Source organism: Candidatus Thiodiazotropha sp. AKAK2 (assembly GCF_058244685.1).
This window is the reverse complement of the sequence record NZ_JBSYOP010000030.1, coordinates 133,717-148,373: the sequence shown is the minus strand read 5'-3', so window position 1 is coordinate 148,373 and position 14,657 is coordinate 133,717. Positions and strand designations below refer to the sequence as shown.

Below are 14,657 nucleotides of genomic sequence, written 5' to 3'. Positions count from 1 at the left end.
CCAAAGTTTTGGTATCTTTATTCATGGTGGTGGTCCTTCTGTTGATTGTTGGTTCGTTTGGTCACTTACCATTTAATCAACAAGGCCACCGCCTCTTCAAATGTGCGAAAGAAATTTTACGTTATCTCAGGCACCCCCCATATTGAGTTAAATAAAGAGGAGCTGGGTCTGTTGTTGCGCCCAGCGGCGTTATCATTCACTCATGTAGCCGCGCTACACCATGTTCATTCTGCCTTGCTTGACACAACTAGAGTCCCAGCAGGGGGTATTGGATTCGTGTTAACAGGCCCTGAAAGAGTTCATACAAAATTTCTACTTTTAGGCTTGCCTGACCTATTCCGTTCAGCATCATCGATTTGTGGAACAGGCAAATCCGGTTACTACTCGAGATTGATTCTTATTATTAACTTAAATAAGAGAGAAGTAGTTTGAACTGCCTGAAATCCCGCGGAGTGATACGGTTGTGGGTGGGTAGGGTAATAATACGCTTTGAAAAATTTGTTGCGTGGGGATATGTATCCGAATCTTCCGCAAACAGATCGTCAATATTCGGTATGCGATTCAGCGTTGTAGGATACATCACCGAAGGGCCAAGACCCTTCTCCTCTAACACTTGAAGCAGATTGTCTCGTTCACGTTGCGCAATCAGCAGAGGATATCTAAGCAGTTTACTCCCTTCGCCAAGCTCACAACTGCGAGGCAGATCGATCAGCTTGTCTTGATCAATCTTCAGTTCATCAAGTATCGAGGAGAGATTTCTCTGAGTATCGAGCCGATCCGATCTATAGAGTTCAATATTAGATGCCAGCAGTGATTTGGTAGCTGTGCTCAATGGTGCAATGTTAGCCATTGGCTTATATACCGTAGACCCGATATCTAAAAATGGCACCTTCAACAGTATCCAGTAGAGTCTGGGAGAGATGATACGGTTATATAGGAGCACCTTCAGACGATACCTAAATTCCTTTGGCTTGGCGCTATCCATGGCCTTCTCAATCTCGGGAAGTCGTGTATCAATGGCATCGTCCCTTGCTAACAGAACCCCTCCTCCCAACAGATTTACCGGTTTGCCGCGACCTAGGCTCAAAACAATCAGGTCGCCCTTCCAGGAATCATAATCTCTGGTATGGGGGAAATATTGGGCACTATCCTCGATAACAAAGGCGTTGACACGTGCTGCAACACCCCTGATCTGCTCAACCCGTTCTGGAATACCCAGGAAATTAACACAAACGATAGCTACTGTATCCCTATTGGCCTTTCTCTCGATCTCGTCAATCTGCATCCATGGCCGATTCTGCTCAAGATCGACTAATATTGGTTTTACTCCGGCAAAAACCGCAGCGCTAAGCAAATCCGGACAACCGTATGCCGGCAGTATCACTTCCGGCTTGCGGCACTGTTTCGATCTCTTCGCCGCAACCAGGGCCGCCGCCAGTGCCGAGGTGCCAGAATCGTAAAAGATGCTTTTAAATGGATCGAAGAGTTGTTGAAGCTGCCCGGTCAGATCCGCTCCATCTGATGCGACATAGCGTATGCGGTTTCCAACCGGTGTATGTTTATAGAACATTTATCGTTTAGAGGGCGTCCAGGTATACATACGCTTACCGAACGCAAAAGATAGCGTTGCCTGAGCCAATGCTATATTGGTTTGCACAAAGAAATAGATGATTCTTACGATACTGTACTTATGTGATGCTGAAGTAATCCAACCTATGAGCGCAATAAAGTAAAACAGCAGCTGTGCCGCAAAGGGATATTGATAAAAGCTTGATTCGCCCAGTAGTAATAGGTTTGTAACAAAAAAAATCAGCATAAACCAGGGAACAGCCCATCGCATAATTTTATGGCTCCACACTTGAAACGAAAAGAGTCCAAATTTGAATGGATTGAGAACCTCGCTGTGCCTGCTTATTGCAGTTACACCACGAATTACCGTACGTACCTTTCTACTGAATTCCAGTTTCTTATCTTTTACATCTTTATAGATACCGACAACCTCTGGACAGGTGATTGCGATCTTGCCTTTTCTTGCACAGGTCAATGCGACATTGAAGTCACTTGGAGAGTAGATATCCCACTCATCACACATCTCCTTTCTTGCGGAGAAGAATGAGCCGCTCAAACCGACAAGTCCGCCTCTGGTCGATTCCAACCTGCGCAACCACATCTCATATTTAACATAGACCCCTTCACCTACCAATTTGCCGTCGTCACTGACAAATTGATCTTCACTTGACACAGCGCCAACCGCCGTATTGCTATATTTGTCCACAAGTAAATTTAGGGCATCTTTTGGGATCGATGTCGCCACATCAGAAAATACCACGATATCTCCGGTCGCACTCTTTATGGCACAGAGCTGTGCATACTCTTTACCCTTTCTGGCATCGGCACGAACCAGCTCAACACCCTTGTCCGAAAATGACTTTACTATCTCCTCTGTGCCGTCCGTCGATTGATCCGATGCAACGATGATTTGCAAAGAGGTGGCAGGATAGTCTATTTCCAATGTATTTAGCAGTTTTTCGGTTATTCGCTTCTCTTCATTATGTACGGTGATTATGAGACTGACTTTGGGGCTGTCGCCCTCCTGGTCCTGCAGCGTTTTAGCGTCTATATCTTGTCTCTCTTTGATAACCTTCAACACAAACGGATAGACGAAGTAGCTATAGCCACAAAGAAAGCCGGTTATATAGAATACTATTTCGATAAATGAAATCATGACGATTACAGTAGTTATAGGCTGATGTATTTACGTACTAACGGGCCGATATAGTTTGCTGCCGATAAGGGCAATTTTTGCCAGGCAGACTCCGCAACTCTTCTATATCCCATTAGGCCGCTCTCACTCTTGGTATTACCATTATCCGTAATAGTGTACCAGGCTAAATCTTTCGGCTTTGCACCCCATTGGGTCTTGAACCGGTAGGTACCCTGATCTTGTGACGATCTTCCGAAATCAACCTGTTTGTATCCGTTGTCACAGGCATATTTCAGTATATTCCAATACAACAGCATATTCGGGGCCAAACGATTATATTGACGCAGCGTAGAGGCCCAGGGTATTGCGAGATTGGTATCTGTCATCAAAATCAGGCAACAGCCTACCGGTTGGCCTTCCAGCTCAACGAGCCCGATAGCGGCATTCTCTCCATAGGAGTCCAGAACAGCTTGAAACCAGCGCTTTGAATGGACCGGAGAGCCGAGGTCTTTCATGTTTTGACTAAAAACCGTGTAAAACCGGTCCAGTTTATGCTCATTTTCCCAGTTGAATACCAAGCCATTCTTTTCTGATTTTTTTATCTGGCTGCGAAGCTTGGACTTAAAGCTGGAGAGCAGCTCATCTGAGCTACCCTCAATATCGAGCATCATTCTAACCTTGTCGGTATCATCCTGGTGCAAAAAGTTCTCGTTATAGGCGTTTCGCGCCAGATCGCCTCGCAATTCGATACTATTGATCTTAAGCTCGGATTTGAGTTTTAGAATATAGGCGAGCAGTTCATCCTGGATCTGCTGGCTATCTGAAATCACGCCACCCACATCACAGAACGGAAGCGAAACAAGGTTATTGAGATAGATGGGCAATTTGAGCTGCACCAAAGGCAGTACACCCACTATGTTATTACCCTCTTCGGCCAGGATATAGTAGGCTTTGTGCCGATAGGATACCTCGATAGCCGTTTTCCAAGAATAGAGATGATAAGGGGATGCACTCTGATGGCGTTTCACATACTCATCCCACTTGCCTTTATCACCATCACCTGCAATTCTCAATGAGATACTCATAGCTTGTGTAGTATGCTGCCTAATTGGAGAGAGATATCGTTATTTATCACAAATATTAAACTATTTCACGGCATATTTACACAACAGTAGCACCAATTTCCGACGAACAACGAAGCGGGCACGACATGGCCATTGTATGAAGCTCCACCGGAGAAACTGTAAGGCTTTACTCTCTACCAAGCGGATGTTATCCCGCTCGACTAAATAGAGTGCCAACCTCAAACAGGGGTCTTTTTTCCGGTCGATCACGCGGACAGGAAAATATAACTATGATTTTGCAATAAGGTTACTGTTTGTAACGGTAGATTAGATCGTTTTTGGTAGAAAACAAACAATCTCAGCACTCTCGGAAATTCTATTCGAATACCTATTCCCTATTCGAGAATTAGGCTTCAGTTGGGATCAAGTCGTATTCTTCACTGAATGTTATAGAGTATATTTGTGCTGATTAATTGGCCGGTATCTATCTTAGCATCTCATACTCTTTAAACAATTTTACCGCAAACTTCTTTAACTCCGATCTTGCCTGATTTTGGGTCGCATAGTCGGATGTCGAGATCATATAGGTTGATGCATCGTTATTCCCGTTCATCTTTGCAATCAATCCTTTGATTTTGACATCTAACGCGTTATTCAGAATAGCGCCATCGAGAACATACCATTGCCAGACAATCCTTTCCGTACCATTTTTATCAGCCAGGATATATTCATTTAGCTGAAACTCATTATCATCTATTTTTAGCGTAGTTGGCTGCCTACTCAGTGCAGACCATGCTTTATCGTAGACTAAATTCTGACTGCTGATAATCTCCTTACCTTGCATCTGATAGTAGTAGTGTGCGAAATAGAGGTCTATTCCTAGATTATGCACTGAATCATATCGCAAGGTCTGCTCTACATCGGCATTACGCCAAACGGGCTTCCAATTTCCGCTAAATACTCCCGCCTGATCCCAGTCACCGACACGCTCGGGTACGATGACCTCTACATGATCGAGAGTATCTTTATTTAGATTGAGATAGTAGGAGTAAGCAGGCCCGACAGATGCCAATAAAATCAACGTCAATACCACTAAAGACCTTTGTAGTTTATTGCTATTCCCGACTTCAGTGTACTGATTCTGATTGCTTGCAGTAGCATCTTTCTCACTAGCGGGAACAAATCTACTGATTACCATGATGTATGCAAAAAACAATATGCTGAAAATAACCCAGCCTAACCAAATGTGGTCCTCAATAAGACTATGTTGCATATCTGAGTAGTGACCGGCCAGCACAATTATATATATTCTGATTACATTCGACGTAAATGCCAGAAGCGAACCAAGAATAACGAGCAGCACTATCCCTTTATTTCTCAAATCGAGAGAGTAGGCAAAGAGTAACGACAATACTATGGATGCTATTTGAGTGTTCAGGCCGCTACATGCACTGGATACCTCAAATACGCCTTCGGGTATATGTATATCTATTCCATCAATAAATGAGGTGTAGCCTGTAATATCCAGTAGTATCTTAACTAGATAGGCGGTTGGATACTGTAACGGTTCTGAGAATACGGACCATACCGGAACTACAGTCAAAAGCAGAAAAACTGGGAACGTTAAACTACCACTGTTTCTATACCCAAACAGACCGTAGATGTAGGTTATGATTAGAAGTATTAATACGATCTGTGTTACAACCTGAACATAGACTTGGTCTGCCACCAACCACATTAACGATAGACACAATATCAACAGATGGGCGGTGAATCTCGGCCTTATAGTAAGAATCCCTCTTTTTTGCCACCACTCTTTAGCTAGTATGTAGAGAGAAATTACCGTTAGTAGAAATCCATGGGCATAAGGGCTGGTATCGCGAGTCCACACTGAGTGAAAACTCTCTACTGTTGGCAAGTAAACCAACAGGATCGCGGCTATTCCCAAGGCCAGAAAGAGACCGCCAGTGATATGAGTCATCTTAAACGTCATGCTTTGAGTATCCGCTTCGGCCACTATTGCTTTACCAGGTAAGTTTGTCTGTTAGGAATTGGCTAGCCTGGGTTGGCCAGGGCCGGTTAACACTAATCCAATAGGCCCTAGTTAGTCCGGCCATTAGACTCATGAGTTATTTATTGCGTGCACTACAAAAGCCGAGAGTTGTCATAATTGGCTGAGAGTACACGAGCAGGACTACCCATAATAAGTACATTGTCTGAAAAGTCACTATCGACCCTGGCCCCTGCCGCTACGGTAGCGTGACTGCCAATGGTAACTCCAGGGCTTATATAGGCATGCGCTCCCATCCATACGCTGCTGCCGATCGTGCTCACCGCATCTTCTTGAAATATAATGTTAACTTGTTGGCTGATTGAACAATTTTCACCGATATTGCACTTCTGAATGACAATACCGCCAAAGTGGCCAATATAGAATCCACTACCGATATCTGCATCCTGGCTGATGTCTATACCGAACGCTTTGCATGCAATCCAGTTGAGAATTTTATAGAGAGGATGCATCACTGATGCAGCTAACCCCTTGCCGTCTTCCACAAGATCTCTTATATGCCTACCGAATCGATATATGATGACTGCCTGCAGTCCGGCATTATCGATAAGCAACCGAGCAATTGCCATCGTAGACGGATTCATATTCCCATTCAGTTCGATCTTATAGTATCGCTGAAGGTCCTTTTTGATGTGGCTTATCATCATATCTACTAAGCACTGAGTTCATTTTCTATAAAGCTTTGAACATCAACATTTCTACCGCTTACCCTCGCCGGATTACCCTTTACAGACAACCCATCCGGTATGGTTTTGGTTAAAACACTTTCAGGCTCCACGACACAACCATTTCCAACTTTTATCGGCCCATAGACTATTGAGTTACTACAGATTACAACATTGTCACCGATTTCAGACTTTTTCCCGTCCATGTCCATGCCAATGGTCACATTGGAAAAGATTGTAACATTGCTACCGATTTTGTTTGCCCCGACTACAATCCGGCCTTTATCGGCAATAACCAACCCCGGGCCTACAGGTGTAGTCTCCAGTATTTCGTACTTACCCCAAATCATGCATACTTTTCGACCGATATGATAGAGGATATTAAGCATCACTCTAATCAGTTTATGCTTTTTATCCGGAAATTTCTGCTGTACCCAATAGCCGTATCTAAATACTGCTATTGCGAATAAACTTGATCTTCGGAGGAGTAAGAACCACTTGCCGACGGGTGTGTAGGTTTGACCTTTCGATACAACTTCTATGTATCTATCTATATCTTTAGAAAGTATCATCAGAGTCATTTAGTCGTCTATTTTTAGTCTTTTAAAGACACACTAACCCATCGCACTACAGAGCAGTCAAGCCATGCTGTACCATGCCGATATATTCTTCGAATTTTAATTATATTTTTTTATTCTGCAAAAGCACAAATATTAATATTTTCAAAAAATATACTGCATAGGGTTCATACTATATAAGGCCATACATCGAGCTTTATCTTGAATAGAGGGTACCGTTTAACTCAAATAGAAGTTGCAATTGTAATTTAACATCTCATTACGATACATCTACTTTTAAGATTTACTCGCTAGTTTTGAACGTTAATTCTTTTTAAATTGGACATGACACTTTCCAGCTCGTCCATATCATATACTTTCACACCAAAATAGTATTCACCGGCCTCAGGAACCTGAATAATATTATCTGTATAATCGCTAGAACCGGTATCCGCTAATAGCTGCATATCCGATTCCGATTCTCCGTAGAAAACCCTATACCCCTTAATTTCACTCAGGTCCAGATAGCTATCATCCTCTCTCGATGTAGGCGGCGTCCAGTCGAGCGCTACAGACAGAATATTTATATCGTTGTTGTTGTCGTCATCCCCTGGCTCTGTATTATCACCCGTATCATTTCCACCACCTCCACCTCCGCCACACGCTCCTAGGAGTATGGACAGAAATAAAATATGTAAAGCGTGGTTCATACGCATAATTTTTCCTTTCTCAATAACAATTACCCTATAAGCTATTAATTTTGTTGGTATTATTCACTGACAGTAGTTTTCTGGATCGATACTAATTTAGACTATACACACATATTGTACATCCACTCTAGTAGAATACTCACTTGAATTGATATCTAATTTTTATTATAGAGAAGTGGATTATATTTAGTTTTTTATTATTTTATTTATTACTTATTTAATAAATTAAAATTAGCCCATATCCCTCATCAGCAACAACTGTCGACTCGACCTCGGAAGACTCGATTGGCTAAGGCCTGTTATCAGGCCCTAGTGAAGAAATAGTCTTTTATGATGTTTACTATCCTTTCCGCAGAGTGGCCGTCACCATAGGGAGATACTCCCTTCGCAACAGAACTGTAGTAATCTTCATCATTCAGTAATTTATTCGCCTCATGCAGAATAACTTCTTTATCTGTACCAACCAGCTTAACTACTCCCATATCCACAGCCTCCGGTCGTTCGGTTTCATTTCTTAACACCAGGACCGGCTTGCTTAACGCTGGCGCCTCCTCCTGCACACCACCGGAATCCGATATGATGATATAGGCCGACTTCATTGCTTGTACAAATTGTGGATAAGCAAGGGGTTCAATTAGATGTATCCTGTCATGGTTGCCTAAGATTCTATTAGCTACTTCTAAAACATTTGGATTTGGATGCACCGGATAGAGTATTTCTATATCTCTGTTATGCTCAGCCAGCTCTAAAATGGCAGTGAATGCCTCCTCCATTGCAGCCCCAAAATTCTCCCGGCGGTGAGAAGTGAGCAAGACCAGGCGCTTTCCGGAATCAAGATCTATGCCGATATCATACTCGTTTTTTGCCGTGTAGATCAGAGCGTCAATGACCGTATTCCCAGTCACATAGATACTGGATTGATCAATATTCTCCTTCAAGAGATTATTATTGGAGGTCTCAGTGGGTGCAAAATGGAGTGTAGTCATATGCCCCGTGACTACGCGGTTCATCTCTTCCGGATAGGGATAGTAGATATCACCCGTGCGTAGACCTGCTTCAACATGGGCAAAGGGTATCTTTTTATAGAAACAGGACATCGCCGTGACCATCACCGTCGTGGTATCACCTTGCGCCAGGACGAGATCGGGTTCAATATCAGTCAATAGCTGATCCATCGACATGATCAATCTCGCAGTTAATTCCGGCAATGCCTGGTTCTTCTGCATTATATCCAGGTCATAGTCCGGCACGATATTGAAGATCGACAGTACCTGATCCAGCATATCTCGATGCTGCGCCGTAGCAAGGACAACCAAGTCACACCACGCCTGCTCCCTGAGTTTTAAAATGACAGGCGCCATCTTAATCGCTTCTGGTCGTGTACCAATTGCACAGAGTACTTTTTTCTTTGCTGTCATTTTGTCATGATCCAAGTCTTAAGATAGATCTCAACCAGGGCCTGTTAACACTAAACCTATCAGCCTTAACTCCCCTCTAGTTGATACTTTCAATCATCGTCAGTAGGCGGGATTCATCAACATTCCAGTTATAAATCTCTTCGACCGCTTTAATCCCATTTGCACCGTAATCTTCCTTCGATTCAAAAATCTCAATAATAGCTTGTCGCAGTGAATCGCCGTCTTTGCATTGATAGGCCCGGCCCACGTTCGACTCTTCGACTACTCGCTTCATCGGTGGAGAGTCAGATGCGATCACCGGAAGACCGCAGGCCATGTAGTCAAATATCTTGTTTGGAATCGTTGTATCCACATGCGTAGATCTATAGTGGGGTATTATCCCTATATTCGCTGCATTGATATATTTATACAACTCATTGTGATCAACCCAGCCTGACCAGATAATCCTCTTTTCCACGCCCAGTTCTGCAGCCATCTTTTTTAGCCGTTCAACTGCATAGCCAGCACCGACAACCACCAGCAGAAAATCGGGTATACGCTCCACGATATCAGGGATGATTTTAACAACCTCCTGTATACCCCTGCCTAGCGTAACTCCGCCTGTATAGATCAAAGAATATGCTTCAGTAATTCTATTAATATTTTCATCGTGATCACTATTTGAATCACTTCTTTGTCTTGTTTTTTCTATGTTTGGTGTATTACCGACCAAAACAATATTTTGCTCTTCAACACCCGCATCAAGAACAACGTTTTTCGCTTCATCCACCACAATCATTATTCTGTCAAATTTAGGTAGAGAATAACGCTCCACCAATTTGGCAAAATATGGATTTCTGACTATTAAATTGAGTGATTGGAACTTTCGGTTATCCCATATGCTCTTTACCAAAGCCACATAGTCCTCTGCCATATCCAAAACACTGGGTATATTGAACTGCTTTGCAATCCAGATTCCTGAGATAGCTAAAGGTAGATCACGAACCATCACTAGATCAATCCCCTCCTCCGTAACGATCTTTCTCAGAAATCGCATCCATACAGGACTGAAAAATAGCGGGAATGAGAAGATGTAGTTCAAACGATCGCTTTTCCATACCGGCAATCTATGAATCACAAGTCCATCATTCACTTCACGCTGTTGTTGCTTTTTGAGATTACGAGCGGCAATATGAACGTCATGTCCGTTCGCATGCAAGGATTTGCATATCTTCTCAACCCTGACATCCCAAGGGTAATCGGCATCCCATAAGTATAGTATTTTCATTGTTGGTAACTAGTCGAACTTTGTGATTTCAATATCCATGATTACAATCTAACGGCTATAGATCATTTGCATAAATTTGCCATGGATTGCCGATAACGAAATATAGACAGAATCATCAGCCATAGAGCCTTTTCTGATATTTGTTAATCAGCAGATCATATTTCTTAAACTCATTGTATATCCTCTTATCAGCGAGGATTGGGCCACATACTTGCTCTTGAAATACAATGTCTGGATTTGCATTCGCTTCAATCAAAACAACACCAGTTTCTGTAACTGCAATATCGCAGCCTATCAGTCGATAGAACGGGCAGAGTTCCTGTACCTTTTTTGCCAACGCTATTACTTCATCCCATCTGGGAATCTGGAAGCCATCAAATTCAACCTTGGATATGGTATGCTTATAGTAGAGATTTCCATGTTTGTCATAGGCGGGACTAAATAGCTTACCCGTTTCAACATCGACACCTATACTCAAACCACCTGCACTACAGTTATCGATAAATGAATCTCCCTGCCCATAGCGCATCGACGCTTTCAGTACTTGAATCTCCTCTTCCTGGGTTAGGAGCGTTACGACTCTTATCGTATTTATCGACGATGAAGCAATTTTTGCTATTTCACTGTCTTGAGTGATTACTTCTTGAACGATGGAACGTTCCAGTAAGGCAAATTCGTCTAGCCCAACATTTCCATCTGACAATCTTATTCGAATGCTATCATTTGTACGCTCAGCCAGGACTATTCCCTGCCCTGCATGCCCCAACACCGGTTTAATAATCAGTTTTTCATCGCTGATTTCAGCAAACAGTGATTTCAACTTTTGCTGATAATTCTCGTCCGGCGCGAGAACCCCATAGCTCTTAGGTGCTTTAAGGTCTTGATGTTTGCTGAATGAATCCCAGAGTTCCTTGTCATTAAATACGATCTGATAATCGTATCTTTGTACTATTTTTCTTAACTTTATTCTTGGATAGGCGTTATAGGTTGAGCCATAGTAGTAGGGCCATAAACTTCTATCTTTTTCCCATAGCCTGCAGGGACCATAGTTGTCCGGATAGTATTTATATTTAAAAAAGATGAATAGCAAATCATAGAGTACCTTAAAATACCCTCTATCACAGTCATGCCAGGGCACAAGCTTTATATAACAGTACGGAAGAAGGCAAAACCTGATTAAACGCCTTATTAGGGGATGACTTTCAGATAACATAACCTTAAAAAGCTCACTCTATTTCTGTTGTTTTTTCTCAAAATCTGATCTGTTGAATTAGTTCAGTCATGGTCCATGACAAAACAATCTAGATTCCGTTGGAAATATCACTGATAAGCTTTCACCCTCTCCCCCTAAAGCATTCTCGGGCTAGGCGTGCTATCGAAGAGAGTGTCTGCATCTCATAGCGCCAAACCCTCAACCACCTATTTCAGGTAACCACCTCTTTATAGAAGTTAAACAAATTCTTGAAATAGACATCCTTGGTAAATTCTTCCATTGCCCGCTTCTCAGCGTTCTTTCCTAATCGCTTGCGCAACTCGTCATCTTCAATAAGGCTTTTGAATTTTTCGGCGAGATCCTCTGCGTTACAAGGTTCAACCAACAGCCCATCCACGTTGTCATTAATGACTGTGGGTATACCATCCACATTCGAGCCGATTCTTGCCTTACCCGCTGCCATAGACTCGACCAGAACTCTTCCCATTGCCTCGGATCGAGACGGTAAAACAAATATACCGCAGGTGCCTATATGGTTAGGCATCTCTTTGTAATAGACCGGTTCGTAGTAATCGATTCTTGGGTGATTATCTATGGCTTTGTCCAATTCAGTCCGATCCTGGAACCAACCAAGAATTTTCAATTTCCAATCCGGGTATTGATCAGTGATTTTCTTAAACGCCTCAATAAGGATATCTACGCCTTTTCTTTTGAACGGAAAACCGACAAACAGAATCTCTTTGTCTTCACGAATATTACTGAAACGTTCTATCGGCACATAGTTAGGAAACCTGGCAATCTTCTTTCCTTTGATCTGTTTTTCAAATACATCAATCTGGCTATCGAATAGCAGTTTTATACCATTTGTATTTTTCAGAACGAACTTCATAACCAACGGTGTAATGAATCTTTTTAGTTTTGTAGAGAGTGTATCCTTTGTATCCAGGTACTCTGCATCTGACGTATAGACACCATTGACAGACGATATAAATTTAACTTTTAACATTTTGGAGACAATGACACCAACCACACCGGACTTCAATGGATCATATGTCGTAACCAGGTCATATTTTTCATTATTCTTCTTTGCTCGGTAGGCAAACTTAATCCCATTGAGTACAAAATCCGCGATTGAAAGTAGTTTATTGTTGCGCTTGTACTCAATACAATTGACTTTGAAAGAGCCGATCTGTTTTCTGTTGATTATCGACTCCTCTGTCGAAGAGGTTAAAATATCTCCCTCGCATTGCTCAGACAGAAGTGTGAAATACTCTTCATCGAGTGTCATCTTGGGACCAGGCGATATAATCACGACCCGATATTTCATTTTGAAAAACTCCAGATTCTATTCTTATTGAAGGTTGGTCTTTTAACTCAACTGGCAGCCGGTAGATTGGAATTACTGATTCCGCACCCTAATTAGCAACAATTGTACCATTGATACTGATTGGTTCCTCTGCTATCGCCTGATTCCAACCCTCAATTGACTTGTTTTTACACTTTCAATCTAAATTGATCACCTGGGAATGGCCTGGTTCATCAACTAGTTACCCTATTTAGATATGTCGTTCTATTGTTTCACACAAGATTCGAGACGACCACTTTTAATTAATCGTGCGACTACCGGCCAATGACTAATACAGGAGTCAGCCTCGGTACCTGCAGTAGCTTTACTCTGGCAGTAATCATGTTGATTATTATTCGCAATGAATCTCCGAAATCATCTTGATAGACCAGTCTCTTTCTCTTGATGTGACTCGATCTGTTTTGTTGCCACCCGATACAGGGCCACGGTAAAGGCCAGAAAATACCAGTAGAACGGATAATACAAAACGGATAGAAGCGAGCCGGAGACAAAAAAGCCGATCATCCCAACAAACAGGCCCTTGCTCAGATTATTGTAATATTTCAACTCATCTTGATTGGAGTGATTTTTCACATAAAAAAGCTTTTTAATTGAGCTGGACATCAGGTTGATATAGAGAAATACACCGATCACACCCAGTTCGGGCAAAAGGGTAAACCAGATAGAGTGGGCGACCCTCCCCCACATTTCCCGTCTGAAATAGTCTGTTTGATAGTCAGGAAAATGGATTTGGAAATTATTCCCTCCCACACCGAGTGGGTTGTAAAGGAACATATAAAAGGCGGATAACCAAGACTGTATTCTCTCCTGCGCCGTTCCGCTTTCTACGTCCGATGAAGTCGACATCTCCTGCATATAGATATCCGAGACGAAGAAAGCAGCTATTGCACCAACGGAGACGATGAGCACGAAGAAATTTCTGATTTTATTCTCACTAAACAGCAATATCGAGAATATAACAGCGACGAAACCGACGAAACCACCCCGGGAAAAGGATATGATTATAGCTACCAGACAGACCAGTGCCCCTGCGAGATAGTAAAGTTTTAGCAGCTTGCTCTTATGCTCATTGATGAAGAGAAAATAGAATATGGGAAATACCATATTCAAATAGAGAGACAGGTCGTTTTCGTCCGCTAAATAGCCACCAGTTCCAAGACCGCCGTTTTTTATCCCTGTGACTGCCACATAAAAACTGATCGCAAGAAATGCATTGATAATATTTCTCAGTCTAGTCGGATCTGAAGTGAATGAGATAACCGAGAGAACAAACGGCATATACAGCAACATCGTAGTTGTTGTTTTATAAGCATAAAAGTTGTTTCGCGCAAGCGGGATATAGATTGCCAGGAGAAAAATAAAGTACCAGATGTATTTTATCTCTTTCTCTTTCGGCCATATTTCTCCCTTCGCTAAAACAAACAGAGCCAACAACACAATACTAAGAAGACCCGGCCTGATCACACTGATACCGGTTACGTCCTGAATCCTGCCAATATCAACAAGCAGATAGAAGATCAGCAAATAAAACCACATTTTATCCTGTGATTTAGGTTTACTATCCAGCTTTAACTGATTCATGGATTGTTTATGTAAGCCAATTGACTGAGTATCTGATCAAA

Annotated in this window: 12 protein-coding genes; all 12 read right to left on the bottom strand. The window is 42.4% G+C overall.

Annotated elements, in window-relative coordinates; translation table 11 throughout:
- Nucleotides 1–403 precede the first annotated feature (403 nt).
- Complete coding sequence (locus AC4IE8_RS13960; RefSeq protein WP_068991080.1) at nucleotides 404–1,570, bottom strand: DegT/DnrJ/EryC1/StrS family aminotransferase; 1,167 nt, start codon at nucleotides 1,568–1,570, stop codon at nucleotides 404–406.
- Nucleotides 1,571–2,725, bottom strand: a complete 1,155-nt coding sequence (locus AC4IE8_RS13955) for a glycosyltransferase family 2 protein (protein WP_068991076.1) — start codon at nucleotides 2,723–2,725, stop codon at nucleotides 1,571–1,573.
- Nucleotides 2,726–2,739: 14 nt separating this feature from the next.
- Nucleotides 2,740–3,789: a FemAB family XrtA/PEP-CTERM system-associated protein gene (locus AC4IE8_RS13950; protein WP_490791270.1), complete on the bottom strand. Its 1,050-nt coding sequence runs from the start codon at nucleotides 3,787–3,789 to the stop codon at nucleotides 2,740–2,742.
- A gap of 463 nt (nucleotides 3,790–4,252) precedes the next feature.
- Nucleotides 4,253–5,785 (bottom strand): exosortase C-terminal domain/associated protein EpsI, encoded by a 1,533-nt coding sequence (locus tag AC4IE8_RS13945; RefSeq protein WP_490791269.1) that lies wholly within the window; start codon nucleotides 5,783–5,785, stop codon nucleotides 4,253–4,255.
- A gap of 128 nt (nucleotides 5,786–5,913) precedes the next feature.
- The gene (locus tag AC4IE8_RS13940) at nucleotides 5,914–6,324 is read right to left on the bottom strand and encodes a serine O-acetyltransferase (protein WP_490791268.1); all 411 of its coding nucleotides are present in this window, start codon (nucleotides 6,322–6,324) and stop codon (nucleotides 5,914–5,916) included.
- Nucleotides 6,325–6,491: 167 nt separating this feature from the next.
- Nucleotides 6,492–7,085 (bottom strand): LbetaH domain-containing protein, encoded by a 594-nt coding sequence (locus AC4IE8_RS13935; protein ID WP_068991063.1) that lies wholly within the window; start codon nucleotides 7,083–7,085, stop codon nucleotides 6,492–6,494.
- Nucleotides 7,086–7,372: 287 nt separating this feature from the next.
- Nucleotides 7,373–7,777 (bottom strand): hypothetical protein, encoded by a 405-nt coding sequence (locus AC4IE8_RS13930; RefSeq protein WP_490791267.1) that lies wholly within the window; start codon nucleotides 7,775–7,777, stop codon nucleotides 7,373–7,375.
- 296 nt (nucleotides 7,778–8,073) lie between these two features.
- A complete protein-coding gene (wecB, locus tag AC4IE8_RS13925; protein ID WP_068991056.1) occupies nucleotides 8,074–9,189 on the bottom strand; it encodes a non-hydrolyzing UDP-N-acetylglucosamine 2-epimerase in 1,116 nt (371 codons plus the stop codon).
- Between the two features lie 76 nt (nucleotides 9,190–9,265).
- On the bottom strand, nucleotides 9,266–10,456 hold the full coding sequence (locus tag AC4IE8_RS13920; RefSeq protein ID WP_490791266.1) for a glycosyltransferase family 4 protein: 1,191 nt from the start codon (nucleotides 10,454–10,456) through the stop codon (nucleotides 9,266–9,268).
- Between the two features lie 115 nt (nucleotides 10,457–10,571).
- Entirely contained in the window at nucleotides 10,572–11,594 is a 1,023-nt protein-coding gene (locus tag AC4IE8_RS13915; RefSeq protein WP_068991051.1) for a sugar-transfer associated ATP-grasp domain-containing protein, read from the bottom strand.
- A gap of 286 nt (nucleotides 11,595–11,880) precedes the next feature.
- The gene (locus AC4IE8_RS13910) at nucleotides 11,881–12,996 is read right to left on the bottom strand and encodes a glycosyltransferase family 4 protein (RefSeq protein WP_068991040.1); all 1,116 of its coding nucleotides are present in this window, start codon (nucleotides 12,994–12,996) and stop codon (nucleotides 11,881–11,883) included.
- 393 nt (nucleotides 12,997–13,389) lie between these two features.
- Nucleotides 13,390–14,616, bottom strand: coding sequence for an O-antigen ligase family protein (locus AC4IE8_RS13905; RefSeq protein WP_068991033.1), 1,227 nt, complete (start codon nucleotides 14,614–14,616; stop codon nucleotides 13,390–13,392).
- Nucleotides 14,617–14,657 lie beyond the last annotated feature (41 nt).